23 protein-coding genes are annotated in these 25,223 nt (G+C 69.6%); 22 read left to right on the top strand and 1 reads right to left on the bottom strand.

All coding sequences use genetic code 11. The features are described from left to right. Positions 1-23 precede the first annotated feature (23 nt). The 13 genes from ABD235_RS33240 to ABD235_RS33180 all read left to right on the top strand — a co-directional run bounded on the left by ABD235_RS33240 (position 24) and on the right by ABD235_RS33180 (position 16,958). Positions 24-1,250: an ABC transporter substrate-binding protein gene (locus tag ABD235_RS33240; protein ID WP_344181466.1), complete on the top strand. Its 1,227-nt coding sequence runs from the start codon at positions 24-26 to the stop codon at positions 1,248-1,250. 5 nt (positions 1,251-1,255) lie between these two features. After that, positions 1,256-2,200, top strand: a complete 945-nt coding sequence (locus ABD235_RS33235) for a carbohydrate ABC transporter permease (protein ID WP_344181465.1) — start codon at positions 1,256-1,258, stop codon at positions 2,198-2,200. 9 nt (positions 2,201-2,209) lie between these two features. Beyond that, a complete protein-coding gene (locus tag ABD235_RS33230; protein WP_344181463.1) occupies positions 2,210-3,025 on the top strand; it encodes a carbohydrate ABC transporter permease in 816 nt (271 codons plus the stop codon). 20 nt (positions 3,026-3,045) lie between these two features. Next, a complete protein-coding gene (locus ABD235_RS33225) occupies positions 3,046-3,822 on the top strand; it encodes a ThuA domain-containing protein (RefSeq protein ID WP_344181461.1) in 777 nt (258 codons plus the stop codon). Then, positions 3,815-4,894: a Gfo/Idh/MocA family protein gene (locus tag ABD235_RS33220; RefSeq protein WP_344181459.1), complete on the top strand. Its 1,080-nt coding sequence runs from the start codon at positions 3,815-3,817 to the stop codon at positions 4,892-4,894. The genes ABD235_RS33225 and ABD235_RS33220 overlap by 8 nt, the downstream gene beginning before the upstream one ends. 61 nt (positions 4,895-4,955) lie before the next feature. Beyond that, positions 4,956-6,758 carry a glycoside hydrolase family 3 protein gene (locus ABD235_RS33215; RefSeq protein WP_344181457.1) on the top strand — a complete coding sequence of 601 codons (1,803 nt, stop codon included), beginning with the start codon at positions 4,956-4,958 and terminating at the stop codon, positions 6,756-6,758. 5 nt (positions 6,759-6,763) lie between these two features. Beyond that, positions 6,764-9,307, top strand: a complete 2,544-nt coding sequence (locus ABD235_RS33210; RefSeq protein WP_344181456.1) for a glycoside hydrolase family 3 N-terminal domain-containing protein — start codon at positions 6,764-6,766, stop codon at positions 9,305-9,307. A gap of 25 nt (positions 9,308-9,332) precedes the next feature. After that, complete coding sequence (locus ABD235_RS33205; RefSeq protein ID WP_344181455.1) at positions 9,333-10,625, top strand: exo-beta-N-acetylmuramidase NamZ family protein; 1,293 nt, start codon at positions 9,333-9,335, stop codon at positions 10,623-10,625. Further along, positions 10,622-12,349, top strand: coding sequence for a serine hydrolase domain-containing protein (locus ABD235_RS33200; protein WP_344181453.1), 1,728 nt, complete (start codon positions 10,622-10,624; stop codon positions 12,347-12,349). Before ABD235_RS33205 ends, ABD235_RS33200 begins: the two co-directional genes overlap by 4 nt. 35 nt (positions 12,350-12,384) lie before the next feature. Further along, positions 12,385-13,287, top strand: a complete 903-nt coding sequence (locus tag ABD235_RS33195; protein ID WP_344181451.1) for a MurR/RpiR family transcriptional regulator — start codon at positions 12,385-12,387, stop codon at positions 13,285-13,287. Positions 13,288-13,322: 35 nt separating this feature from the next. Then, positions 13,323-14,213, top strand: a complete 891-nt coding sequence (murQ, locus tag ABD235_RS33190) for an N-acetylmuramic acid 6-phosphate etherase (RefSeq protein ID WP_344182691.1) — start codon at positions 13,323-13,325, stop codon at positions 14,211-14,213. Between the two features lie 42 nt (positions 14,214-14,255). Beyond that, on the top strand, positions 14,256-15,320 hold the full coding sequence (locus tag ABD235_RS33185) for a GNAT family N-acetyltransferase (protein ID WP_344181450.1): 1,065 nt from the start codon (positions 14,256-14,258) through the stop codon (positions 15,318-15,320). A gap of 237 nt (positions 15,321-15,557) precedes the next feature. Next, positions 15,558-16,958 carry a class I adenylate-forming enzyme family protein gene (locus ABD235_RS33180; RefSeq protein WP_344181449.1) on the top strand — a complete coding sequence of 467 codons (1,401 nt, stop codon included), beginning with the start codon at positions 15,558-15,560 and terminating at the stop codon, positions 16,956-16,958. Here ABD235_RS33180 and ABD235_RS39970 read toward each other — a convergent pair. After that, positions 16,889-17,473 (bottom strand): 4'-phosphopantetheinyl transferase family protein, encoded by a 585-nt coding sequence (locus ABD235_RS39970; protein WP_425553217.1) that lies wholly within the window; start codon positions 17,471-17,473, stop codon positions 16,889-16,891. The genes ABD235_RS33180 and ABD235_RS39970 overlap by 70 nt on opposite strands. A gap of 62 nt (positions 17,474-17,535) precedes the next feature. Between ABD235_RS39970 and ABD235_RS33170 the strand changes: the two genes are divergently transcribed. From ABD235_RS33170 to ABD235_RS33130, 9 genes are read left to right on the top strand one after another with little or no spacing between them, the layout of a single operon-like run. Beyond that, positions 17,536-17,790, top strand: a complete 255-nt coding sequence (locus ABD235_RS33170; RefSeq protein WP_344181445.1) for an acyl carrier protein — start codon at positions 17,536-17,538, stop codon at positions 17,788-17,790. After that, positions 17,790-18,038, top strand: coding sequence for an acyl carrier protein (locus ABD235_RS33165; RefSeq protein WP_344181443.1), 249 nt, complete (start codon positions 17,790-17,792; stop codon positions 18,036-18,038). The genes ABD235_RS33170 and ABD235_RS33165 overlap by 1 nt, the downstream gene beginning before the upstream one ends. After that, on the top strand, positions 18,031-19,065 hold the full coding sequence (locus ABD235_RS33160; protein WP_344181441.1) for a beta-ketoacyl synthase N-terminal-like domain-containing protein: 1,035 nt from the start codon (positions 18,031-18,033) through the stop codon (positions 19,063-19,065). The genes ABD235_RS33165 and ABD235_RS33160 overlap by 8 nt, the downstream gene beginning before the upstream one ends. Continuing rightward, a complete protein-coding gene (locus tag ABD235_RS33155) occupies positions 19,062-19,568 on the top strand; it encodes a beta-ketoacyl synthase chain length factor (protein ID WP_344181440.1) in 507 nt (168 codons plus the stop codon). The genes ABD235_RS33160 and ABD235_RS33155 overlap by 4 nt, the downstream gene beginning before the upstream one ends. Then, the gene (locus tag ABD235_RS33150) at positions 19,565-21,184 is read left to right on the top strand and encodes a class I adenylate-forming enzyme family protein (RefSeq protein WP_344181438.1); all 1,620 of its coding nucleotides are present in this window, start codon (positions 19,565-19,567) and stop codon (positions 21,182-21,184) included. Before ABD235_RS33155 ends, ABD235_RS33150 begins: the two co-directional genes overlap by 4 nt. Next, the gene (locus ABD235_RS33145) at positions 21,181-22,434 is read left to right on the top strand and encodes a beta-ketoacyl-[acyl-carrier-protein] synthase family protein (protein WP_344181436.1); all 1,254 of its coding nucleotides are present in this window, start codon (positions 21,181-21,183) and stop codon (positions 22,432-22,434) included. Before ABD235_RS33150 ends, ABD235_RS33145 begins: the two co-directional genes overlap by 4 nt. Before the next feature lie 9 nt (positions 22,435-22,443). Next, positions 22,444-23,517 (top strand): 4-hydroxyphenylpyruvate dioxygenase, encoded by a 1,074-nt coding sequence (gene hppD, locus ABD235_RS33140; RefSeq protein ID WP_344181434.1) that lies wholly within the window; start codon positions 22,444-22,446, stop codon positions 23,515-23,517. Next, positions 23,514-24,422, top strand: coding sequence for a phytanoyl-CoA dioxygenase family protein (locus ABD235_RS33135; protein ID WP_344181433.1), 909 nt, complete (start codon positions 23,514-23,516; stop codon positions 24,420-24,422). Before hppD ends, ABD235_RS33135 begins: the two co-directional genes overlap by 4 nt. A 14-nt stretch (positions 24,423-24,436) precedes the next feature. After that, complete coding sequence (locus ABD235_RS33130) at positions 24,437-25,222, top strand: DUF3050 domain-containing protein (RefSeq protein WP_344181431.1); 786 nt, start codon at positions 24,437-24,439, stop codon at positions 25,220-25,222. Position 25,223 lies beyond the last annotated feature (1 nt).

Here is a 25,223-nt window from a genome sequence, read left to right as displayed (position 1 = left end):
ATTCCCCGAAGGAGTCCGATGTCATGATCAGCAAGCGGATCACCGCTCTGGTGGCGGGTGCGACGGCGCTGCCACTTCTGCTGGCAGCCTGCGGCGACAGTGACGACGGCCCGGCCGCGTCGGGCGCCACCGTCAGCAGCCTCACCGTGCTCGACTACTACAACAACGACCCGGACAAGGCCCTGGTGCAGAAGGGTCTCGACGGCTGCGCGACCAAGCTCGGGATCAGCATCCAGCGGGAGACGGTGCCTGGTGACACCTTGATCCAGAAGGTGCTCCAGCAGGCGTCGTCGAAGACGCTGCCCGACGTCCTGATGCTCGACAACCCCGACGTCCAGCAGATCGCCGCGACCGGGGCGCTCGCTCCGCTGAACGACATGGGCGTGACCTCGGAAGGCTTCGCGCAGGGCATCGTCGACGCCGGCTCGTACGACGGCAAGCTCTACGGCCTCGCGCCGGTGGTCAACACGATCGCCTTGTTCTACAACACCCAGATGCTCACCGAGGCGGGCGTTCAGCCGCCGAAGACGTGGGACGAGCTGAAGGCCGCGGCGAAGAAGCTGACCAAGCCGGGCCGGTACGGCATCGCCTTCAACGCCAACGCGACGTACGAGGGTGCCTGGCAGTTCCTGCCGGCGATGTGGACCAACGGTGGCGACGAGACCGACCTGACCAGCCCGCAGGTGGCCGAAGCCCTGCAGCTGTGGACGGATCTCGTGCAGTCCGGGTCGGCGTCGAAGAGCGTCGTCAACTGGACCCAGGGCGACGCGAAGGACCAGTTCGCCGCCGGCAAGGCCGCGATGATGGTGAACGGCCCGTGGCAGATCCCGTCGCTGCAGACCACGCCCAACGTCAAGTGGGGCGTCGTCCAGTTCCCGGTGAACAAGGTCGGTCAGACACCGGTCGCGCCGCTGGGTGGCGAGGCCTGGACCGTGCCGCTGAACAAGGACCAGGCCAAGCAGCAGAAGGCCGCGGACTTCGTGAAGTGCCTGACCTCGGACGAGAACGAGCTGACCTGGGCCAAGGCCCGGTTCACGGTGCCGACCCGGACCGCGCTGCTCGACACCTACGTCAAGGACGTGCCGTCGATGGCCGCGTTCACCGAGCAGGTCAAGAACGCCCGGTCCCGGACCGGCAAGCTCGGTGAGAAGTGGCCGGACGCCGCGAAGGTGATCTACCAGGCGGTCCAGCTCGCCCTGACCGGCAAGGCCTCTCCCCAGGACGCCTTCAAGCAGGCCTCCGGCGGCTGATCGCGATGGCGGACGGAACGCTGACACGTCCGGCGGTACGCCGGTGGCCGCGCGCGGGTGGGCGCGGTCGCCGGGGCGAGGAGCTGACCAAGCTCCTGTTCGTCCTGCCGGCGGCGGTCGCGATGATCGCGCTGTTCGGCTACCCGGTGGTGAAGAACCTGCTGATGAGTCTGCAGGACTACGGCCTGCGGACCTTCTTCACCGGCGAGGCGCCGTTCGTCGGGCTGGCCAACTACAGCGCGATGGTGAAGCACCAGCTGTTCTCGCAGGCGATGGTGAACACCGGGTTGTTCACGCTCGGGTCGATCGCCTTCCAGTTCGCGATCGGGCTGGGACTGGCGCTGTTCTTCCGGCGCCGGTTCCCGCTCAGCGGGTTCCTGCGGTCGCTGCTGCTGCTGCCGTGGCTGCTGCCGCTGATCGTGTCGAGCGCGACCTGGCGGTCGATCCTCGAGCAGGACAACGGCATCCTCAACCGGACGCTGATGGGGCTCGGCCTGCTCGACGACCCGGTGCCGTGGCTGAACTCGCCGTCGGTGGCGCTGATCGCGGTGATCGCGGTGAACGTCTGGATCGGTATCCCGTTCAACGTGACGCTGCTGTACTCCGGGCTGTCCGAGATCCCCGACGAGCTGTACGAGGCCGGTCAGCTGGACGGCGCGACGGGCTGGCGGGCGTTCGCGCACATCACCTGGCCGAACCTGCGGGCCGTGGCGAGCGTGGTGCTGATGCTCGGGGTCGTCTACACGATCAAGGTGCTGGACATCATCCTCGGCCTGACCGGCGGTGGCCCGGCCAACGCCACGCAGACGCTGGCCACGCAGTCGTACGAGCGGTCGTTCGTCGACTTCAAGTTCGGTGAGGGCGCGGCGCTGAGCAACCTGCTGATCGCCTTGTCGTTCCTGTTCGCGATCTTCTACCTGCGCGGCACCCGCCGCGCCGTCGACGAGTGAGGGGCCGGCATGACTGACTCGGCCGTACGCCGGACGGTGTTCTCCGTGCTCGGCGTCCTGATCCTGATCGTGATGCTGTTCCCCGTCTACTGGATGGTGAACGCGTCGCTGCAGCCGTCCGGCAACACGCTGACGGCCGGCCTGCTGCCGCTCGACCCGAGCTTCTCCGGCTACCGGCGGGCGCTCAGCGAGCAGGGCGGGCACCTGGTCACCAGCCTGATCATCGCGACCGGGACGGTGGTGCTCAGCCTGGCGATCGCGACGCCGTGCGCGTACGCGCTCTCGCAGTTCCGCTCGCGCTGGGTGTCGATCGGGCTGCTGGCGATCCTGATCTCGCAGATGATCCCGGGCATCGTGATCGCCAACGCGCTCTACCAGGCCTACGAGAAGCTCGGGCTGCTGAACTCGATCCCGGGCCTGATCCTGGCCAACTGCAGCAGTGGGATCCCGTTCGCGATCCTGATCCTGCGCTCGTTCATGCTCTCGCTGCCGCCGTCGCTGGTGGAGGCAGCCCGGGTGGACGGCGCCGGCCTGCTCCGCGCGTTCGTCGCGATCGTGCTGCCGATCTCGAAGAACTCCCTGATCACCGCGGGACTGTTCAGTTTCCTCTTCTCCTGGAGCGACTTCCTGTTCGCGCTGACGCTGACCACCAAGGACGGCGTGCGGCCGGTGACGCTCGGGATCTACCAGTACCTCGGCACCCAGGTGCAGAACTGGAACGCGGTGATGGCCACCGCGGTCCTCTCGGCGATCCCGGCCGTCGTGCTGCTGGTCGCCGCGCAGAAGTACATCGCCGCCGGCGCCGTCGGCGGAGCGGTCAAATAAACCCTTAAGGACACGACGTCATGAGCATCAGAGTCCTCGTCTGGGGCGAGAACCGGCACGAGCAGGTCGAGCCGCACGTCGCCGAGCTCTACCCCGACGGCATGCACGCAGCGATCGCCGCCGGCATCGCGGAGAACCTGGGCGACCAGGCCGAAGTCAGTACGACGACGCTCGACGAGCCCGAGCACGGCCTCACCGAGGAGGTGCTGGCGAACACCGACGTCCTGGTCTGGTGGGGCCACGCCGCCCACGGCGAGGTCGAGGACAAGGTCGTCGACCGCGTGCACCAGCACGTGCTCGCCGGGATGGGCCTGGTCGTGCTGCACTCCGGCCACTGGTCGAAGATCTTCGGCAAGCTGATGGGCACGTCGTGCACGCTGCGCTGGCGCAGCGAGCGCGACCGCGAGCTGGTCTGGACGGTCGCGCCGACGCACCCGATCGCGCAGGGCGTTCCGCACCCGATCGAGATCGAGCAGCAGGAGATGTACGGCGAGTACTTCGACATCCCGGTCCCCGACGAGCTGATCTTCGTGTCGTCGTTCTCCGGTGGCGAGGTGTTCCGGTCGGGCTGCACCTGGCGGCGCGGGCACGGCAAGATCTTCTACTTCTCGCCCGGCGACCAGGACTTCCCGGTCTACCACCACAAGGACGTCCGCAAGGTGATCGCGAACGGCGTCGCCTGGGCGCAGACGGTCCGGCCGGAGCGCGCCGTACCGACGTTGCTGCGGTACGAGACCGGCGACTTCTTCAACGGTCAGGGGTACCAGGGCCCGATCGAAGAGCCTGCCGATGCCTGAACCACTACGACTGGTCCAGGTCGGGGCCGGAGGGATGGGCCGGGCCTGGCTGCGCACGATCGCCGCCAACCACGACGTCGTCCTGGCCGGCCTCGTCGACCTCGACCCGGACGTGGCCCGGACGGCGGCCGCGGAGCACGGGTACGCCGACGTACCGGTGGCGACATCGTTGGACGAGCTGGCCGTCGAGGCCGACGCGGTGGTCGACGTGACCGTGCCGGCCGCACACCCGACGGTCAGCATCAACGCGCTGCTGCGCGGGCTGCCCGTGCTCTGCGAGAAGCCGCTGGCCGAGACGGTCCGTGAGTGCCTGCCGATGGTCGCCGCCTCGGAGGTGAGCGGCAAGCTGCTGATGGTCTCGCAGTCCCGTCGGTACTTCCGGGCCGGTACGGCGTTCGGCCGGCAGCTCGCCGAGCTCGGCCCGGTCGGGACGTTGTCGTGCGAGTTCTTCAAGGCGCCGCACTTCGCCGGGTTCCGGGAGCGGATGGCCGAGCCGCTGCTGGTCGACATGGCGATCCACCAGTTCGACCTGGCCCGCAAACTGATCGGTGCCGAACCGGTCTCGGTGTACTGCGAGTCGTACAACCCGGACTGGAGCTGGTTCGACGGGAACGCGGCCGCGAACGCGATCTTCACGTTCGCCAACGGCACCCGCTTCGCGTTCACCGGGAGCTGGTGCGCGCCCGGCCAGGAAACCTCCTGGAACGGCCGCTGGAGAGCGGTCACCGCCGCCGGCACCGCGACCTGGGACGGCGAGAACCCACCGGTTTCCGAGGGGCTCGGCGCCGAGTTGCCCGACGAACCGGAGGAGATCGCCGGCTCGCTGGCCGAGTTCGTCGCGGCGGTCCGGTCAGGCGGCACCCCGCAGTCCGAGGTGCACTCCAACGTGATCAGCGTCGCGATGGTCGAGGCCGCCGTCCAGTCCGCCGCCCGCGGCGTACCGGTCCGGATCGCCGACGTCGTCGCGGCCGCGTTCACCGAAGCGCTCGACACGGTTCAGCAGCCGGAACTGCTGGCCGCCCTGAAAGCCTGGGAGGATGACTTGCCGTTTCCCCTTGACCCACCTGGGTGACGTGGGTAACTTTCGCGTGCGGGGGAGATGCGTGTAACTCACTTACTTCAAGGGGCCGGTCATGTCGTCGTTGCGCCGCTCAGCCATTGCCAGTCTTGCCGCCGCGACCGTGGTCGGCCTCGTCCCGGCGGCCGCCGGCGCGGCGCCGCCGCCCGAACCGCGGCAGCCGATCACCAGCCTGCAGCAGGCTGCCCAGGCGATGAAGGGCATGTCGCTGGAGGAGAAGATCGGCCAGCTGTTCGTGCTGTTCGCCTACGGGCCGGACGCGAGCACGCCCGACCCCCGCAACACCGCCCTGTACGGCGTCGCGACGCCGGCCGAAGTCGTCGCGAAGTACAAGCCGGGCGGCTGGATCTACTTCAACGCCCGCGACAACGTGCAGAACCCGACGCAGCTGGCGACGTACTCGAACCAGCTGCAGTCGGCTGCGGTCAGCACCGGCCTGCACGTGCCGCTGACGATCGCGACCGACCAGGAGCAGGGCGTCGTGGTCCGGATCGGCCCGCCCGCCACGCAGTTCGGCGGCAACATGGCCCACGGCGCCAGCCGCAGCACGGCGGACGCCCGGACCGCGGCCGGCATCACCGGTCGTGAGCTGAAGGCGATGGGCATCCGGCAGGACTACGCGCCGGACGCCGACGTGAACGTGAACGCGCTCAACCCGGTGATCGGCGTCCGCTCGTACTCCAGCGACCCGAAGCTCGTCTCCGACATGACCGTCGCCCAGGTCCAGGGCTACCAGCGCGACGCCGGGATCACCGCGACCGCGAAGCACTTCCCGGGGCACGGCGACACCGTCGACGACAGCCACACCGCGCTGCCGACGATCAACCACACCCGGACCGAGTGGAACACCATCGACGCGCCGCCGTTCAAGGCCGCGATCAAGGCCGGCATCGACTCGATCATGACCGCGCACATCTCGGTCCCGTCGCTGGACCCGTCCGGTGACCCGGCGACGCTGAGCAAGCCGATCATGACCGGCGTCCTGCGCAACGAGCTCGGTTTCAAGGGCCTGATCATCACCGACGCGCTGGAGATGGCGGCGGTCCGGGCCAAGTACGGCGACGCCGAGGTGGCGGTCCGCGCGCTCGAGGCCGGCGCCGACCAGCTGCTGCTGCCGCCCGCGCCGGACGTGCAGTTCAAGGCCGTCGTGGACGCGGTGAAGTCGGGCCGGATCAGCGAGCGCCGGATCGACGAGAGCCTGCTGCGGATCCTGCTGCTCAAGCTGAAGAACGGCGGTCTGCTGCGGCCGTTCGTCGACCCGGCCCAGGTCCCCGCCAAGGTCGGTACGCCGCAGAGCCTGGCCACCGCCCAGCAGATCGTCGACAAGTCGATCACGCTGGTCAAGAACGACGCCGGCACCCTTCCGCTGAGCAACACCCCGCGGTCGGTGCTGGTCACCGGCTGGGGCGTCAGCACCACCCAGTCGCTGGCCACCAGCCTCAGCAAGCGCGGCGCGACCACCACGGTCGCCCAGACCGGCGCCGCCCCGACCGACGCCGCGATCGCCGACGCCGTGACGAAGGCCCAGGCCAACGACGTCACCGTCGTCCTGACCCAGAAGGCGTGGGACACCAAGGTCACCGACAAGCTGGCCAAGCAGCAGAAGCTGGTCAAGGACCTGCTCGCCACCGGCAAGACCGTCATCGTCGTGGCCGTTCGCGACCCGTACGACATCGCGTACTTCGACCAGGCGCCGACCTACGTGGCGACCTACGGCTACCAGGCGGTCTCGATGGAGTCGCTGGCCAAGGTCCTGTACGGCGAGATCAAGCCGACCGGCAAGCTCCCGGTCGACATCCCGGTGGCGGGTCAGCCCACCACTCCGCTCTACCCGTTCGGCCACGGCCTGAGCTGGTGACCCGGATGGAGCTCACCCGACGCCAGACCCTCGGCCTCGCGGCGGCGGCCGTCGCCGGTACGACGCTCGGCGGGACCCTCCCCGCCGGGGCGAGCCGGAGTCGCTGGGTCCGGGAGACGCTGCAGGGGATGTCGCTGGAGCAGAAGGTCGGCCAGCTGTTCGTCTGCTACGCCTACGGCCCGACCGCCACCACCGCCGATCCCCGCAACACCGACCTGTACGGCGTCGCGACGCCGGCCGAGGTGGTTCGCAAGTACCACCTCGGCGGGGTCATCTACTTCGCCTGGACCGACTCGGTGAAGGACCCGCAGCAGATCGCCCGGCTGTCCAACGGGCTGCAGTCGGCGGCGATCGGGAGCGGCGGCGTACCGCTGCAGATCAGTACCGACCAGGAGCACGGCGTCGTGTTCCGGGTCGGCCCGCCGGCGACCCAGTTCCCGGGCGCGATGGCGCTCGGGGCGACCAGGTCCGTGCAGTTCGCCCGTCAGGCCGGTGGGATCGGCGGCCGCGAGCTGAAGGCCGTCGGCGTGACGACCGACTTCGCGCCGGTCGCCGACGTGAACGTGAATCCGCTGAACCCGGTGATCGGCGTCCGCTCCTTCTCGTCCGACACCGCACTGGTCTCGGACCTGACCGCGGCGCAGGTCCAGGGGTACCAGCGCGACGGCCGGATCGTGTCGACCGCCAAGCACTTCCCGGGCCACGGCGACACCGCGACCGACAGCCACACCGGCATCCCGGTGATCAGCCACACCCGTGAGCAGTGGAACGCGATCGACCGGCCGCCGTTCGACGCGGCGATCCGGGCCGGGATCGACTCGATCATGACCGCGCACATCGTCGTACCGGCGCTGGACCCGTCCGGTGACCCGGCGACGCTGAGCCGGCCGATCCTGACCGGGATCCTGCGCGAGCAGCTGCGCTTCGACGGCGTCGTGATCACCGATTCGCTCGGTATGCAAGGGGTTCGGGACAAGTACGGCGACGCCGAGATCCCGCTCCGCGCGCTCGAGGCGGGCGTCGACCAGCTGCTGATGCCGGTCGATCTCGACCTCGCGTACCAGTCGGTGCTGAGCGCCGTGCGCAGCGGCCGGATCAGCGAGCAGCGGATCGACCAGAGCGTCGAGCGGGTGCTGAACCTCAAGCTGAAGACCGGTGTCGTCGACCGTCCGTACGTCGACCTCGCGCAGGTCGCGAAGGTCGTCGGTACGCCGGCCAACTACGCCGTCGCGCAGAAGATCGCCGACCACACCACGACCGTGCTGCGCAACGACGCCGGACTGCTGCCACTCTCGCCGGCGCCGCGCACGATCCTGGTCGCCGGGTACACGCCGGCCGTCCTCGGCACGGCGCTGCAGGGCCGCGGCCACACGACGGTCGTCAAGGACACCGGCGCGACGCCGACCGACGCGAAGATCGCCGAAGCGGTGGCAGCGAGCGCCGCGGCCGATCTCACCGTCGTACTGACGATGAAGGCGTGGGACACGGCCGTCACCGACAAGCTGGCCAAGCAGCAGAAGTTGGTCAACGACCTGCTCGCGACCGGTCGTCCCGTGATCGTCGTCGCCGTGCGGGACCCGTACGACGTGTCGCGCTTCCCGGCCGCTTCCACCACGCTCGCGACGTACTCGTACGCCGCGGTGTCGATGGAGGCGCTGGCCAAGGTCCTGACCGGCGAGATCGCGCCGACCGGCAAGCTGCCGGTCGACGTCCCGGCCGTGGACGACCCGGCGAAGACGTTGTACCCGTTCGGTCACGGGCTCACCTGGGACGCGCGCGAGACCCGGCTGACGGTGGCGTCGTACAACATCCACGCGGGTGCCGGCGAGGACAACGTGTTCGATCTCGACCGGACCGCGCTGGCGCTGAAGGCGCTCGACGCGGACGTGATCGGGCTGCAGGAGGTCGACGTGCACTGGGACGCGCGCAGCCAGTGGCTCGACACGCTCGCCGTCCTGGCGGAGAAGCTCGGGATGCACGCGGGCTTCGCGCCGATCTACGACCTCGATCCGCCAACGGCCGGGCAACCTCGGCGCCAGTACGGCGTCGGGCTGCTGTCGCGATTTCCCTTGGTGCGCACGGAGAACCACTCGATCACCCGGCTGTCGACGCAGGACCCGAACCCGGTGCCCGCGCCGGCGCCCGGCTTCCTGGAGGCCGAGCTCGACGTCCGCGGCCGCCGCGTGCACGTGTACGTCACGCACCTGGACTACCGCGCCGATCCCGCCGTACGGCGGGCGCAGGTCGACGACACGGTGAGGATCCTGGCGCGCGACCGGGCGAAGGACCTGCAGATCCTCACCGGCGACTTCAACGCCGAGGCGAGCGCGCCGGAGCTGGCCAAGCTGTGGCGCAAGCTCGACGACAGCTGGACCGCGGCGGCCTCGACCACCGGTGGTCCGTCGACGTACCCGGCCGCGGTCCCGGTGAAGCGGATCGACTTCGTCACCGTCGGCCGCGGCTTCCGCGTCGCGCACGCCGCCGTCCCCGAACAGTCCGAGGCCAGCGACCATCGCCCTGTGGTGGCCGGCCTGTACTTCCGCCCGTAACCTCCCCTGCCTGAAGGAGAACCCGATGAAGCGCCGCAGTCTGCTGGCGGGTGCCGGAGCCCTGGCCGCCGCACCGCTGATCGACGTACCGGCCGCCACCGCGGCCGAGCAGCCCAAGCACGGCGGCAAGGGCGTGCTGACCGGCGCGCAGGCGCTGGCCAAGGACGACTGGCGCGCGCTGGCCGGTCAGAAGGTCGGCGTGATCAGCAACCCGACCGGCATCCTCAACGACCTGAACCACATCGTCGACACCATGCACGCCTCCGGCAAGGTCAACGTGGTCGCGGTCTTCGGGCCCGAGCACGGCTTCCGCGGCAGCGCGCAGGCCGGCGGTTCCGAGGGCGACCACGTCGACCCGCGGACCGGCATCATGGTCTACGACGCGTACGGCGCGAACGCGGCCAAGCTCGTGACGCTGTACCAGAAGTCGGGGGTGGAGACGGTCGTCTTCGACATCCAGGACGTCGGCGCCCGCTTCTACACCTACATCTGGACCATGTACGAGGCGATGCTCGCGGCCGTCCAGACCGGCGCGAAGTTCGTCGTCCTGGACCGGCCGAACCCGGTCGGCGGGTACGCGCGCGGGCCGATGCTGAAGCCCGGCTTCACCTCCGGCGTCGGCAAGGAGGAGATCATCCAGCAGCACGGCATGACAGTGGGCGAGCTGGCCCGGCTGTTCAACGCCGAGTACCTGCCGCTGGACGCGAACGGCGCCCGACTCAAGGAGCTGCAGGTGATCAAGGTCGAGGGCTGGAAGCGCGACCAGCTGTACGCCGACACCGGGCTGACCTGGGTGATGCCGAGCCCGAACATGCCGACGCCGGACACCGCGCTGCTCTACCCGGGCACCTGCCTGTTCGAGGCGACCAACATGTCCGAGGGCCGCGGCACCACCCGGCCGTTCGAGCTGATCGGTGCGCCGTACGTGGACTACCGCTGGGCGCAGGCGCTGCAGGCCAAGAACATCCCGGGCGTCGACTTCCGCGAGGCGTACTTCACGCCGTTCATCTCCAAGAACGCCAACGTGTTGTGCGGCGGCGTCCAGGTGCAGATCACCGACCCGCACAAGGTCGAGGCGATCGTCGCGGCCACGCACATGATCGTCGAGGCGAAGAAGCTGTACCCGGGCTTCGCCTGGCGGACCGGTGACAACCCGCCCGGCCGGTGGATCGACCTGCTGACCGGCTCGGACCGGTTCCGCACGATGCTGGACGGTGGCGCGAGCGCCGAGCAGATCGTCGCGGCCTGGAAGTCCGAGACCGACGCGTGGACCGCGCGCCGGGCCAAGTACCTGCTCTACAAGGGAGCCCACCGGTGAGAACGCGAGTACTCGGCGTAGCGGTAGTGTCGACCCTGATGCTCACCATGGCCGCCCCTGCAGTTGCTGGGGGCAACAAATCCGGACGTTTCGACGAGCCGTTCTCCGGCTACGCGCCGAAGGGAACGCTGCTGCGCGACTCGACTCCCGCCAAGGCCGGCCTCGACCCGGCGCCGATCGATGCCGCGCTCGCCCAGGTCGCGGGCTGGACGCAGCCGAACGGCACGGTCAAACCCCTGTACGCCGGCGCGGTCACGCTGCTCGGCCACGACGGCAAGATCGTCACCCGCACGGCGACCGGTCTCGCGCTGAAGTACGCCGACGGCAGCGGCACCGAGCTGCCGGCCGACCAGCAGATCCCGATGCGCACCGACACGATCTTCGACATGGCCTCGGTCTCGAAGCTGTTCACGTCGATCGTCGTCCTGCAGCTGGTGGAGAAGAACAAGGTCTCGCTGGACGAGCCGATCGCGACGTACGTGCCGGAGTTCGCCGAGAACGGCAAGGCGGCGATCACCGTCCGGCAGGCGCTCACGCACACCACCGGGCTGCCCGCGTTCCTGCCGCTGTGGAGCGCGCAGCCCGACCCGGCCTCGCGGATGAACATGGCGCTGACCGCCAAGCTGGTCAATCCGCCGGGCAGCACCTACCTCTACAGCGACCTGAACCTGATCTCGCTGGGTGAGGTGGCGCACCGGGTGACCGGCAAGACGCTGGACAAGCTGGTCGCCGAGGGCATCACCAAGCCGCTGCAGATGAAGGACACCGGCTACAACCCGGACCCGAAGAAGAAGCCGCGGATCGCCGCGACGGAGTTCCAGGTCTCGCCGAACCGCGGCATGGTGTGGGGCTCGGTGCACGACGAGAACGCCTGGTCGCTCGGCGGCGTCGCCGGTCACGCCGGCGTCTTCAGCACCGCGGACGACCTCGCCGTCCTGGCGCAGGCCTTCCTGAACGGCGGCAGCTACCGGCACGCGCGGATCCTGAAGGAAAGCTCCGTCACCGCGATGATCACCAACTTCAACCAGGGCTTCCCGGGCTACGACCACGGCCTCGGCTTCGAGCTGAACCAGCGCTGGTACATGGGCGGCCTGTCCGGTCCCCGCACGGCCGGCCACACCGGCTACACCGGGACCTCGCTGGTGATCGACTTCGACTCCCGCTCGTTCGCGATCCTGCTCACCAACCGGGTGCACCCGAGCCGCAACTGGGGCAGCAACAACCCGGCCCGGCGCGCGGTCGCCCAGGGCCTCGCGCTGTCGCTCGGCGTCGGACCGCGGCACGGCAAGGACGCCTGGTTCTCCGGGACCACGGACGCGGCGACGACCACGCTCGCGCTGCCGGTCGCCGTACCGGCGGCGGGGGCGAAGCTGGCCTTCGACCTGTTCGTCGACACCGAGGACACCGACCTGCTGTACCTGGAGAACTCGACGGACGGGACGACGTGGACCAAGGTCCCGTTCACCATCCGCGACCGGGGGACGGTGATCGACACCGACGGCTCGACCAGCGGGTCCGGTGACCGGCACTGGCACCAGGTCTCGGCGAACATCTCCGGTGGCGATCAGACCCTGCGCTGGCGCTACACGTCCGACCCGCTGTACCAGGGTCGTGGCGTCTACGTGGACGGTGTGAAGCTCACCGACGGCCGCGAGGTGCTGTTCGACGGCGAGCGCAGCCCGGAGGCGTTCACCGCGACAGGTTGGAGACTTTCGCGTCGGTGACCCCAACCGGAGACCATTCGCCGTACCGTGGCGTCATGACTTCCACGACCTCTCCAGAACCCACGGGGCCGTTGCTGGTCCGGGTCCGCGCGGTGATGCCCGCGCTGGCCCCGGCCGAGCAGCGGGTGGCGAACGCGGTCCTCGCGGACCCGGGCGGAGTGGCCGCGATGACGATCTCCGAACTGGCCGAGGTGGCCTCCACCTCGGAGACCACGGTCATCCGGTTCTGCAAGCAGATCGGCGTACCCGGCTACCCCCAGCTTCGCCTGCAGCTGGCGGCCCAGTCGGCGCGGGAGATGGTCCGGCCCGAGGTCGGCGGTGACATCGAACCGGGTGACTCGCTCGACGACGTGGTCGGCAAGGTCGCGTTCGCCGACGAGCGGGCGGTCCGCGAGACCGCCCAGCAGTTGGATGTGGACGCGCTGAGCAAGGTCGTCGCCGCGGTCGCCAAGGCGCCGCGGGTCGACCTGTACGGCGCGGCCGCGAGCGCGTTCGTCGCGCTCGACCTGCAGCAGAAGCTGCACCGCATCCGCCGGGTCGCGTTCGCCTGGTCGGACGTGCACGTGATGCTGACCAGCGCGGCCCTGCTCGGCGACGGCGACGTCGCGATCGGGATCTCGCACACCGGCACCACGGTCGAGGTGATCGAGGCGCTGGAGGAGGCCAAGCGGCACGGCGCCACCACGGTCGCGGTGACCAACTTCCCGCGCTCGCCGCTGGCGCAGACGGCCGACCTGGTGCTGACCACCGCCGCGCGCGAGACGACGTACCGGTCCGGCGCGATGTCGAGCCGGATCGCGCAGCTGATGGTGATCGACTGCCTGTTCATCGGCGTCGCCCAGTCGGTGCTGCCGGACGCCCGCAAGGCGCTCGAGGAGACCGCGACCGCGGTCCGCGGGCACCGCGTGAAGAGTTCCGTCAACGATCAACAGAATTGAAAAACCTTCAGTAGAAAACTAACATCGAGGGTGTGATGACACCCACGGAAGCGCGCAACCCCCGGACGCTCGCGATCGATGCGGTGGGGACCGTCGAGATCCTGCGGATGATGAACGCCGAGGACGCCCGCGTCGCCGACGCGGTGAGCGCCGTCCTGCCGCAGCTGGCCAGGATCGTGGACGCGGCCGTGGAGGCCGTGCGCGCCGGTGGACGGGTGCACTACTTCGGTGCCGGTACGTCGGGCCGCCTGGCGGTGCTGGACGCGGCCGAGCTGCTGCCGACGTTCCACGCCCCCGACGACCTGGTGATCGCCCATCACGCCGGCGGGATGCCCGCGCTGCTGCGCGCGGTCGAGAACGTCGAGGACTCCGAGGAGGGCGGCGCCGCCGACGCCTCCGAGGTCACCGGGCGGGACGTGGTGATCGGGCTCGCGGCGTCCGGCAGTACGCCGTACGTGGCGGGAGCGCTGCGGCACGCGCGGTCCGTGGGCGCGACGACGGCGCTGATCACGTCGAACCCGCAGGCGCCGCTCGCGCCGCTGGCCGACGTACTGATCGCTGCCGACACCGGGCCCGAGGTCATCGCCGGCTCGACGCGGCTGAAGGCCGGGACCGCGCAGAAGATGGTGCTGAACGCGTTCTCCACCACGCTGATGATCAAGCTCGGCCGGACCTGGTCGAACCTGATGGTCGACATGGTTGCCACCAACAACAAGCTGCGCGGCCGGATGCTGCGGATCCTGGCCGAGGCCACCGGTGCCGACGCCGACGCGTGCGCGGCAGCGCTGGTCGAGGCGGATGGTGAGCTCAAGCCGGCACTTGTGCACCTGCTGACCGGAAGCCCCGTCGCGGCGGCGCGCGAGGCGCTGGCCGAGGCGGACGGCCGCGTGGCCGTCGCGCTCGGCAAGCTCGGCGCGCCCGCCTAAAAGGGTTGGCTGGCCGCTCGCGCTCGTCCCTACAGTGAGTCGGTGAACACACCCGAGCAAGTGGACCCGCACGACGCAGCCGCCTTCGACGCCTGGTACGACGTCTTCAGCGTGGCTGACGACGACGGCCGGCCCTACGCGGTCGGGTGGACCCGCGAGGAGCTGCGCGTCGGTCTCACCGAGCCCGACCCGTACCGGGACCGGGAGCTGTGGGCACTGCGGGACGACTCCGGGGCGATCGCCGGGACCATGGTGCTGGACATCCCGTTGACCGACAACACGTTCCGGCTGGGCGCGGGCATCGCCGTACGGGCCGATGCCCGGCGACGCGGCTACGGACGCACGTTGGGGCGGGTGCTCGACGAGCGCGCCGCGGAGTTGGACCGATCGGTCGTGGCGACGCAGCTCGAGGTGCCCCTCGCCCCACCCGGCATTGCGGGGGTTGACCCACAGGGGGTGGAGGGGCCGACCGCGGGGCAGGCCTTCGCGACGGCGCTGGGGTTCAGCGTCGCGAACTTCGAGGTGCACCGGATCCTGGAGCTGCCGCTGGCGGACGCCGTACTGGACGAGCTGGCCGCGGAGGCCGCCGAGCGGCACCAGGGCTACGAGCTGCGCAGCTGGCGGAATCGTTGCCCCGACGACCTGGTCGACGCGTTCGCGGCCCTGCTGAGCACCTTCCTGGACGAAGCGCCGACCGGGGACCTCGAGCTCGAGGCCGAGCACTGGGACGCCGCGCGGATCCGGCAGGTCGAGCAGCAGAACGTGACCCAGGGCCGGAGCTCGTGGACGACGGTCGCGATCGCACCGGACGGGACGCTGGCCGGGCACACCGAGCTGGTGGTGGGCAGGCACGACCCCGGCAAGGTGCTCCAGTGGGGAACGCTGGTCTCGCCGGCGCACCGCGGGCACCGGCTGGGGTTGGGGCTCAAGGCCCGCAACCACCGCGAGCTGCAGCGGACGCACGACGAACCGCTGGTCGCGCACACCTGGAACGGCGAGGAGAACACCGCGATGAACGCCGTCAACGCCAAGCTCGGCTTCCGGCCGGTGGAGCGGCACGAGGAGTGGCAGAAATTTGTGGGTGCAAGGACCCTTGCAGGCCACTGAAGACCGTGCAAAACCTAACCGGTACGGCTGAATTCCATGGTTTGTTTTACGATCCAATGTTTGGTTTCTGAGGCCTTTTGCAGGGTGGTTGCTGCAGGTCGCTTTAGGTAGTAGGCCCATCACTTTCGGTCCGTAGCGCACGCTCCGTTCCGTGTCGTATCGTCACGTCATCGCCAGGCCTTGGTGGGGGTGCTGGTGCTTCGAATCCTTTGTGTTCAAGGCGAACTCGGAGCCCTGATGACCATGGACGGTGCTGTCGTGGTGCCCGGAACCACCGTGGGTGCCCAGTGGGTCGACGACGTGCTGCTGGCTGGACCGGCGGGCGACGTCTGCTTTTCGTTGCCTGCCCCGATCGACCGCGGAATGCTGCGGCGGTTGGTCCGGGACCGGCAGATGGAATTGGCCCAGTCCGGTTTACGTGCCGGCGGGGCCGCCGCATTGCGTTTACCGCCGTCAATGGCATTTGTGACGCATTTGCTGGCGGTCTGGCGCAGCGGTGGGCAGGCGATCCTGCTCGACCACCGGCTGACCGACTACGAGGTCCGGCGCGCGATCGAGCGGCTGGTGCCGCAGGTCGTGGTGTCGCCGCAGCGGCCGGTCGCCTCCGGGCTGCGGACGTTCGTCGACATCGACACCGACGTCGCGTCGTACTGCGGGCATCCGGCGGGGACCTCGCACGCCGTCGTCCAGCTGAGCTCGGGGTCGACCGGGCCGTCGAAGGTGATCGGGCGGACCGCTGAGGACCTGGTCGAGGAGGTCCTGCGGTACACGCAGATCGAGGGTGTGCCGGAGCCCGGCGAGCGGATCATCCTGCTGCCGTCGATGGTGCACGTGCTCGGGCTCGTCGGTGGACTGCTGTACGGGTTGCACGCGGGCGTCGAGCTGGTGCCGCCGGCGCGGCTGACCGGCGACGCGATCCTGCAGGCGATCGCCGGTGGATCGAAGCCGGCGACGGTGCTCGGGGTGCCGTTCCACATTGGTCTGTTGGCGTCGGTGGAGGAGCCGCCGTCGTTGCCGCAGTTCAAGCGGATGACGACGGGTGGTGAGCTGGTCCCTGCGTCGGTGTCGTCGGCGTTCGAGGAGAAGTACGGCGTACCGCTGGGCAACATGTACGGGATGACCGAGGTCGGTGTCATCGGCACCGATCTGTTCGGTGCCCACCGCCCGGAGATCCTTCCCGCCCCTGGCATCGAGGTCCGCGCCGTCGACGGCGAGCTCCAGGTCCGCCGGCCGGAGTCGCCGTACCTGGGCCTGGTCGACCCGGCCCGCTGGTCGGACGGCTGGCTGCACACGAAGGACGCCGGGGTCGTCGATCCTTCGTCAGGCTTGGTCTCGATCCGAGGCCGTCTGGACTCGCAGGTCTCCGTCGGCGGACTGAAGGTGGACCTCACCGAGGTGGAGTACACAGTGGGCACACTGCGCGGCGTCGAGGCCGCGGTCGTCGTCTTCGACAACGCGATCACGGCGTACGTCCAGCTGAACCAGCCCCGAGAAATCCCTTCCCTGGAAGCGGAACTGGCGCAACAGTTGGCGCCGTACAAGCGTCCTCGCACGCTGCGCCTGCTCAGTCAACTGCCTCGCACAACCACCGGAAAACTCGTCCGAGACCTCACCGTGCTCCGCAAGGCGGTCCCGTGATGCAGAACGACCTCAGCTACGGACGCAGGAAAAGCCAGAGCGAGTACGACATCCAAGGGCAGGTGCACGACCGCGAGCGCGGGCTCGGATGGAACTACGTGGGCGGTCAGACAAGTGCCGTCGGTCGGCTGGTGCGTGACTTCAGGTGGCATCAGGCGGGCGAGGCCGCTGCCTCTGAGGCCTCGGGTGAGGGCTTTGCCTACGGCTTCTTTCGCCGTCCAGAGGTGGAGGAAGGCCTCGGGCGAGGTCGTGGTCTCGGTGGGGGCGAACCAGCGGCGGGACAGGGACTCGACGGGGAAGGTTCGGCGGACTTCTGCGTCGATGCCGACCGGGCCCGCGTGGGTGGCGGTTACGGCTGCGACGCCGGTGGTGTGGGTGAGGGAGATGTGGAGGCCCTCGATGAGCGGCTGGCCGGTGGGGGTGTGGGTCAGGGGGCCCTCGTGGCCGAGGGACGTGGCGAGTTCGCGGAGCAGGTGGTGGGCGGTTTCGCGGGGGGTGTCGGTGCTGGTGCTCACCCAGACGTGCACGGGTTCCGGTGTGGGGCCCGCGGGTTCATTCACAGGGAGAAGGTAACGCGATGAGGGACGAGGTTCGCGAGTTCGTGCTCGCGCAGCTGGTGGACATGAACTACGACGTCGAGGGGATCGAGGACTCGACCACGCTCGGGCCGGCCGGGGTCGACCTGGAGTCGCTGGCGCTGGCGGACCTGTCGGTGCGGGTGGAGGACAAGTTCGGCGTCCGGTTCTCCGACGACGAGTCCGAGCAGCTGGCGTTGATGACCGTCGGGGAGTTCACCTCCGAGGTGGCCGGCCGGGTTGCGCAGCAGGTCTGATGAGCCAGATCGTCCCGCCTCCCGCCGCACCGCCCCCGCCCGGGCGGGCGGAGATCGTCGACTGGCTCGCCGGCCTCGGTGAACGCCCGCCGGGCAGCGAGCGGATCGACTCGATGGAGCTCGCCTGGCTCGTCCACCAGGTCGAGCAGCGCTACGCCGTCGAGCTCACCGACGACCAGCTGGAGCAGATCCACACCATCGACGACGCCGTCACCGTCCTCGCGAAGGCACTGGCCGCCCATGTCTGAGCGCCGTGCTGTTGCGGTCACCGGCGTCTCCGTGATGAGTGCGTTGGGGCGGGGCGTCGAGGCTCAGTTGGCGGGGGCGTTGACGGGGGCGGCCGCGTTCAACGAGGTGCTGCGGTTCGACACCGGGCAGCGGCGGGTGCGGGTGGCGGCTACTGCTGCCGACGCGGGGGCGTTGGAAGAAGAGTTGCTGGAAGCAGTGACGACGGCTTGCGCCAACGCTGGGTTGACTCCCGGGCAGCGGGCCAGTGCGCCGTTGATGTTGGCGGTGCATGGGCGGTCCGAGGTGCGAGGGCTGGCGAGCAGAGCGGCGCGGATCTACACGAGCGCGTGTGTTTCGGCCAGTACGGCGGTTGCCGACGCGGCGACGCTGATCAGCAGAGGTGCTGTCGATCGCGTGGTGGTTGCCGCCGGCTACTTGGTCGAGGTCGACCAGTTCGCGCTGTTCGACGCCGGCCGGGCGCTGGCGGACGACGGCGTGGTCCGGCCGTTCAGCCTCGACCGTCGGGGGCTGCTACTGGGCGACGGCGTGGCAGCGGTCGTGCTCGAAGCCGGCGAAGGAATCGCCGAGATCGCCGGCTGGGGCCGCGCAGGCGACGCGTACCACCCCTGCCGACCCGATCCCGACGGCCGCGGGCTCGCCCGCGCCATCGAGTCGGCCCTGAGCAAAGCCGGTCTTCCGCCCGAGGTCGTCGGCTACATCAACGCCAACGCGACCGGCACCACCTACAGCGACGCGTCCGAAGCCGCCGCGATCAACCGGGTCTTCGCGACCGGCGTACCGATCAGCTCCACCAAGGCCGTGCACGGGCACGCGCTCGAAGCGTCCGGCCTGCTCGAGCTGATCCTCACCATCCAGGCCCTGCGCGAGGGCAAGCTCCCGGTCAACGCCGGGTTCACCACCGCAGATCCCGACTGCCGGCTCGACGTCATCGCCGACGCGCCGCGTCCGGCGGGTTCGGCGTACGGGTTGACGTTGAACGCCGCCTTCGGTGGCGCCAACACCGCCCTCCTGGTGCGTGCTGGATGATCCCCACGCTCGGAATCCCGGACCCTGTCGTGGTCACCGTCAGTCACTGGCCGCAGCCGGGCGACGACGCGGTGGCAGGGCCGCCCGCGCTGCCGGGCTTCGTCGGCTCGACGTTCAGCCCGATGGTCGCCGTCGTCGCGGAGCGTTGCTTCGAGCAAGCGACTCCGCTGGAGCGCACCGGGGTGGTCCTGGTCAGCCGCACCGGTGACCTCGACAGCACGCTGCACGTCCGTGAATCGGTGGCCAACGGCAAGCGAATCGGTCCGCTCTACTTCTTCCAGTCCGTCCCGAACTCGGTGGCCGGGTACGTCGCCAGCCGGTTCGGTCTGCACGGGCCGGTGGTCTGCGTCAGTCCGTCGACCGACCCGCACCGCGCCGGACTCGACGAGGCCGCGCTGCTGCTGGCCGACGGGGAAGCCGATCAGGTCCTGGTCGTCCTGGTCGAACAAGCAAGTACCGGCGACACCGCAGTCGCCCTGTTGGTGAGTGGGGGAGAACAGTGAAGAGAAGCCTCCGGGCCCAGCTGGCCGCGGACCCGTCCGTCGGTACCGGCAACGTCCTGGCCACGGTGATCGCACTCGGCGCCGACCTCGACGGTCCCGGCCTGACGTTCGACACCGCGGTCGACCACTTCCCGGCCGAGCACCCGCTCACGCTGGGCGAGCTCGACGACCGCGTCCAGGCCCGTACGGCGTGGTTGCACGCGCGCGGGATCGGCCGGCGCGACGTCGTCGCGATCTGGGCGACCGACGCCGCCGACATCGTGCTCAGCTTCCTCGCACTCACCCGCGTCGGCGCGATCCCCGCCCTGCTGAACGGCAAGATGGCGCCGGAGATCGCGTCGGAGTACATCCGCCGCCTGCGGGTGAACGGGATCCTGGCCGACAGCACACACCGCGAACTGCTCGACGGCCAGACGGACCAGCCGGGCTCGTTGCACGGAGCACCGATCCTGGGGACGCCGAAGGATCTGGGGACCGGCGATCCGGTGAAGGCTCCTGAGCACTACAAGCATCATCGGGACGATCCGGTGGTGATCACTCACACCAGCGGGACGACCGGTGTGCCGAAGGCTGTGTTGCACACTCATACGACGTTGTATGCCGCGCTCAAGCACTTGCTGACGATGCCGCAGGCGCAGGGGACCGACAGGATTCTGAACGCGCTGCCGATTCCGCACACCGCGACGATTCTGATGGTCAACCAGGTGCTCGGGAACCGCGCCGAGATGCTGCTGCTGTCGAGTCAGGACGCGCCGGTGGTGCTGGCCGCGATCGAGCGGTGGAAACCGCACGGTGTCTACGGGTTCGCGGTGACGTGGGCCGGGCTGGCTCGCGAGGACCTCAGCCGGTACGCCGTGGACTCGGTGCGGATGTGGTTCAACACCGGGGACTGCGCGCACGAACCGCACATTCGCAAGCTGGTCGCGGCCGGGTCGCGGGAGACCGTGACGCGGGAGGGCCGGGTGACGGTGCCGGGGTCGCACTTCATCGACGGGCTCGGGTCGAGCGAGATGGGGCACAACGGGTTCCACGTCACGCACACGCCGGACAGCACGCACTACGGACGGTGCATCGGGAAGCCGTACGAGTTCGCGCAGGCCGCCGTACTCGATGCCGATGGCAACGAACTGCCGGACGGTACGCCGGGCATGCTCGGCTTCCGGTCGCCGTCGGTGTCGCCGGGGTACTGGAACGACTCGGTGAACACCTACCGGTTCCGGCTGAACGGGTGGTTCCTGACCGGCGACCTGGCGTACCGGGATGCCGGTGGGCATTTCTTCCACCTTGACCGGGTTCCTGACGCCGTGGCCGGGTTCGACGGGCCGCAGCTGTACACGTCGCTGTCGGAGGAGCGGATCCTCGCCGCGCTGCCGGAGGTGCTCGACTGCACGGTGATCGTGGTGCCCGAGGGCGACGGTTACGTGACCGATGTGCTGCTGGAGCTGAAGCCCGGCGTACAAGCCGAGCTGGAGAGCGAGGTCCGGGCGGCCGTCGGTGACGAGGTCGCCGCGACGATCCGCCGGGTCAGCGTGGTCGGTGCCGACGACGTACCGGTGACGGTGACGGGCAAGGTCCGCAAGGTGGCGCTGCGGCAGGACCGGTTGGTGCCGTCATGAGCGCGGTGACGATCACCGGGATGGGCCTGCTCACGCCGGTCGGGCGTGGGGTCGAAGAGATCTTCGACGCCTTGCTGCACGGACGGTCCGGGATCAGCCGGCCGCCCGAAGGACACCCCGTAGAGAACTCGATCGAGCTGGGTGGGTTCCTGGGAGAGGTCGACGCCGGGCAGATCACCAAGGGCCCGGACGGCAAGGTGATGGACCGGACGGTGATCCTCGCGCAACTGGCCGCCGAGGATGCGCTGAAAGACGCGGGGCTGGTCGTGGGGGAGAACGTCGATCCCGAGCGGATCGGCGTGATCATCGGGGGCGTGGGTGGCATGGCCACCCTCGAGAACCAGGTCCTGGCGCGGGCCGAGCGGGGGCGGGCTGCTGTCAGTCCTTACCTGCTGACCGGAATCCTGCCCAACATGCCGGCCGCTCGGGTCGCCATCCGGTTCGGCTTTCGCGGCTACACCAGCTCGGTCGGTACGGCGTGCGCCTCCGGCGCGCAGGCGATCGCCGACGCGGTACGGCTGATCCGCTCGGGCGAGGCGGACGTCGTCCTGGCGGGTGCAAGTGAGGCGCCGCTGTTCCCGACCTTCGCGGAGACCTTCGGCAACGCGCGAGCGCTGGCGCGCGGATGGGACGACCCGACCCAGGCAAGCCGTCCGTTCGACTTGCGCAGGAACGGGTTCGTGCTCTCGGAAGGCGCCGGTCTCCTCGTCCTGGAGAGCGCCGAGCACGCCAAGGCCCGCAACGCGAAAGGCTACGCGGACCTCGCCGGGTACGGCGTCAACGCCGACGCCCACCACCCGACGGCGCCGAGGCCCGACGGCACCGGCGCGGCCGCCTGCATGCGCAGGGCGTTTGCCAACGGCAACGTCCAGCCCGAGCAGGTCGGCTACGTGAACGCCCACGGCACCAGCACCAAGCTCGGTGACGTCGCCGAAGCCACAGCGATCGGGCTGGCCTTTCAAGACACGACCCCCGCGGTCAGCTCCACCAAGGCGCTGACCGGCCACCTGCTCGGCACCTCCGGCGTCGTCGAGGCCGCCGCGAGCGCACTCGCCGTGCAGCGGGGGCTGCTGCCCCCGACGTACAACCTCGACGACCCGGACCCGGCATGCCCGCTGGACCACGTCCGGAAGGAGCCGCGCGCCGCGCGGTTGGAGTACGCGCTGTCGAACTCGTTCGGGTTCGGCGGCCAGAACGTGAGCCTGCTGCTCGGACCGTCGAGCACGCCGCGCACAGAGAACAACCAGTGAGGGGATGGGATGGAGATCTACGGGATCGACCATGTGGAGCTGTACGTCGGTGACGCGAAGCAGGCGGCGTTCTACCTGACGCACGCCTTCGGTCTGCAGGTGCACGGCCACGGGGGGCCGGAGACCGGGCTGGCCGATCAACGGTCGCTGCTGCTGCGAGAGAGCGCGGTGCAGATCGTGCTCACCTCGGGGCTGTCCTCGGACCACCCGGCGGCCGGGTACGTGCAGCGGCACGGGGACGGTGTCGCGGTGGTCGGCCTGGAGGTCGACAACGCCGCCGTCGCCTACACCGAGCTGCTGGGCCGCGGCGCCGAGTCGGTCGCCGAGCCCACGACGTACACCGACGAGCAGGAGACGACCGTCGTGGTCGCGGAGGTCGCGGGCTTCGGCGACGTGATCCACCGGCTGGTCGAGCGGCACGGGCCGCGGCGGGAGTTCCTGCCCGGCGCGTTCCAGATCAGCGAGCCGTCGACCGGGCCGGACGAGAAGCTGTTCAGCGAGATCGACCACATGGCCATCTGCGTGCCGTCGGGGCAGCTGAAGCCGACCGTCGACTTCTACGAGAACGTCTTCGGGTTCCTGCCGATCTTCGACGAGTACATCGAGGTGGCCGGTCAGGGGATGGAGTCGACGGTCGTGCAGAGCCCGTCGAAGCACGTCACGTTCACGCTGATCGAGCCGGACCCGAACCGCCGGCCGGGCCAGATCAACGACTTCCTGACCTGGCACGCCGGGGCCGGCGTCCAGCACATCGCGTTGCGCACCAGCGACATCGTCGAGGCGGTCGGCACGCTCGCCGGGCGCGGGGTCAACTTCCTCGCCTCGCCGTCGGCGTACTACCAGGCGCTGCCCGAGCGGGTCGGTGAGGTGGAGACGCCGATCGAGGACCTGGAGAAGCTCGGCATCCTGGTCGACCGCGACCACTGGGGCCAGCTGCTGCAGATCTTCACCGAGTCGATGCACGTCCGGCGGACGCTGTTCCTGGAGATCATCGAGCGGCGCGGCGCGATGACGTTCGGCAGCGGCAACATCAAGGCGCTGTACGAGGCCAAGGAGCGCGAGCTGCAGGGGGTCGAGGTATGACCGCGCTGGAGTTCCGGCTCTCCGAGGAAGAGGTCGAGCTGCTGCCGAGCGACGAGGACGTCGCGTTCTACGCCGAGCACGGCTGGTACCTGTCCAAGAAGCTGCTCACCGACGACGAGACCGACGAGCTGGTCAACGCCAGCGAGCGGTACTACGCCGGCGAGCGGGACCGGACGCTGCCGGCCCGGCCGCCGAAGCTGGCCTACTGGGACCCGTCGAAGGGCGACGTCCAGCGGCACAACGACTACGTGCACTACGAGCACGACGGGCTGGCCAAGATCCTGCGCAAGCCGCTGATCGGCGCGGTCGCGGCCCGGCTGGCGCAGGTGGACGAGATCCGGATCTTCCAGTCCACGCTGATCTACAAGCCGCCGATCTCCGGCGAGCCGTCGAACATCGTGCCCTGGCACTTCGACAAGCACTACTGGTCGTCGTCGTCCTCGGAGCGGATGCTGACCGCGTTCATCCCGTTCCACGACTGCCCGCCCGAGATGGGCACGATCACGATGGTCGACGGCAGCCACCGCTGGCAGGAGATCGGGTCCGACGACACCGTGGTGCGGCACTTCGCCGAGCGGGACCGCTCGCAGCTGGACCAGATGCTGACCGAGAACGCCGAGCACAACGGCGTCGAGGTGGTGAAGGTCCCGGTCACCATCCCGCGCGGCCACATGAACTTCCACCACTGCCGGACCTACCACGGCTCGGGCGCGAACGTCAGCGACCACCCGCGCCGCGCGGTCTCCCTGCACCTGCAGGACGGCGGCAACTCCTACCGGGAGTTCCCGCTGTCCGACGGATCCCTGGCGGCGTACAACCACGACGCCGTCGTACGCCGTACTGCCGACGGGCGGCCGGACTACGCCGATCCCGAGTTCTGCCCCACCCTCTGGGCCGACCGCTAACAAGGAGCACTGTCATGTCACGTTACGACTGGGGTCAGACCCACCCGGGGATCGAGCGGCTGGAGAAGGCCGTCGGCGAGGCCCGCGAGACGGTGGTGCAGCACCCGCTGTACGCCAACCTGGACACCCACGAGTCGCTCGTCACCTTCATGGAGCACCACGTCTTCGCGGTGTGGGACTTCATGTCGCTGCTCAAGTCGCTGCAGCGCGAGCTGACCTGCGTCACGGTGCCGTGGATCCCGACGGCGCACACCGGCAGCCGCCGGTTGATCAACGACATCGTGATGGTCGAGGAGAGCGACGAGCTCGGCAACGGGTTCATCAGCCACTTCGAGCTGTACGTCAACGGGATGAAGGAAGCCGGCGCCGACACGGCGGCGATCGCGAAGCTGATCGACCTGCTGCGCGACGGCGGCACGGTGGTCGAGTCGCTGCGGGCGGCCGGCGTACCGGCGGCCTCGATCGACTTCGCCGGGACGACCTGGCAGATCATCGAGCAGGCGCCGGTGCACTGCCAGGCGGCGGCGTTCGCGTTCGGCCGGGAGGACCTGATCCCGGACATGTTCACCCAGGTGGTCGCGGTGAACGAGCGGTCGAAGAAGCTGAACACGTTCGTCGACTACCTGGAGCGGCACATCGAGGTGGACGGCGAGTTCCACACCCCGATGGCGATGCAGATGGTCGCCGACCTGTGCGGTGACGACGACACCAAGTGGGACCAGTGCGCGGACACCATCAACACCGCCCTGGCCGCCCGCGCCCGCCTCTGGGACGCGATCCTCGCGGCGATCAAGGCCTGAC

Origin of the sequence: Kribbella lupini (genome assembly GCF_039529595.1) — a bacterium.
Lineage (GTDB): Bacteria > Actinomycetota > Actinomycetes > Propionibacteriales > Kribbellaceae > Kribbella > Kribbella lupini.
The sequence above is the reverse complement of the archived record's forward strand: the minus strand, read 5'-3'. Positions and strand labels throughout refer to the sequence as shown.

Bases quoted from the DNA above. Each gene is read 5' to 3' on its own strand.
- ABD235_RS33240 (WP_344181466.1), top strand. From the start codon at position 24: ATGATCAGCAAGCGGATCACCGCTCTGGTGGCGGGTGCGACGGCGCTG.
- ABD235_RS33235 (WP_344181465.1), top strand. From the start codon at position 1,256: ATGGCGGACGGAACGCTGACACGTCCGGCGGTACGCCGGTGGCCGCGC.
- ABD235_RS33230 (WP_344181463.1), top strand. From the start codon at position 2,210: ATGACTGACTCGGCCGTACGCCGGACGGTGTTCTCCGTGCTCGGCGTC.
- ABD235_RS33225 (WP_344181461.1), top strand. From the start codon at position 3,046: ATGAGCATCAGAGTCCTCGTCTGGGGCGAGAACCGGCACGAGCAGGTC.
- ABD235_RS33220 (WP_344181459.1), top strand. From the start codon at position 3,815: ATGCCTGAACCACTACGACTGGTCCAGGTCGGGGCCGGAGGGATGGGC.
- ABD235_RS33215 (WP_344181457.1), top strand. From the start codon at position 4,956: ATGTCGTCGTTGCGCCGCTCAGCCATTGCCAGTCTTGCCGCCGCGACC.
- ABD235_RS33210 (WP_344181456.1), top strand. From the start codon at position 6,764: ATGGAGCTCACCCGACGCCAGACCCTCGGCCTCGCGGCGGCGGCCGTC.
- ABD235_RS33205 (WP_344181455.1), top strand. From the start codon at position 9,333: ATGAAGCGCCGCAGTCTGCTGGCGGGTGCCGGAGCCCTGGCCGCCGCA.
- ABD235_RS33195 (WP_344181451.1), top strand. From the start codon at position 12,385: ATGACTTCCACGACCTCTCCAGAACCCACGGGGCCGTTGCTGGTCCGG.
- murQ (WP_344182691.1), top strand. From the start codon at position 13,323: ATGACACCCACGGAAGCGCGCAACCCCCGGACGCTCGCGATCGATGCG.
- ABD235_RS33180 (WP_344181449.1), top strand. From the start codon at position 15,558: ATGACCATGGACGGTGCTGTCGTGGTGCCCGGAACCACCGTGGGTGCC.
- ABD235_RS33170 (WP_344181445.1), top strand. From the start codon at position 17,536: ATGAGGGACGAGGTTCGCGAGTTCGTGCTCGCGCAGCTGGTGGACATG.
- ABD235_RS33165 (WP_344181443.1), top strand. From the start codon at position 17,790: ATGAGCCAGATCGTCCCGCCTCCCGCCGCACCGCCCCCGCCCGGGCGG.
- ABD235_RS33160 (WP_344181441.1), top strand. From the start codon at position 18,031: ATGTCTGAGCGCCGTGCTGTTGCGGTCACCGGCGTCTCCGTGATGAGT.
- ABD235_RS33155 (WP_344181440.1), top strand. From the start codon at position 19,062: ATGATCCCCACGCTCGGAATCCCGGACCCTGTCGTGGTCACCGTCAGT.
- ABD235_RS33145 (WP_344181436.1), top strand. From the start codon at position 21,181: ATGAGCGCGGTGACGATCACCGGGATGGGCCTGCTCACGCCGGTCGGG.
- hppD (WP_344181434.1), top strand. From the start codon at position 22,444: ATGGAGATCTACGGGATCGACCATGTGGAGCTGTACGTCGGTGACGCG.
- ABD235_RS33135 (WP_344181433.1), top strand. From the start codon at position 23,514: ATGACCGCGCTGGAGTTCCGGCTCTCCGAGGAAGAGGTCGAGCTGCTG.
- ABD235_RS33130 (WP_344181431.1), top strand. From the start codon at position 24,437: ATGTCACGTTACGACTGGGGTCAGACCCACCCGGGGATCGAGCGGCTG.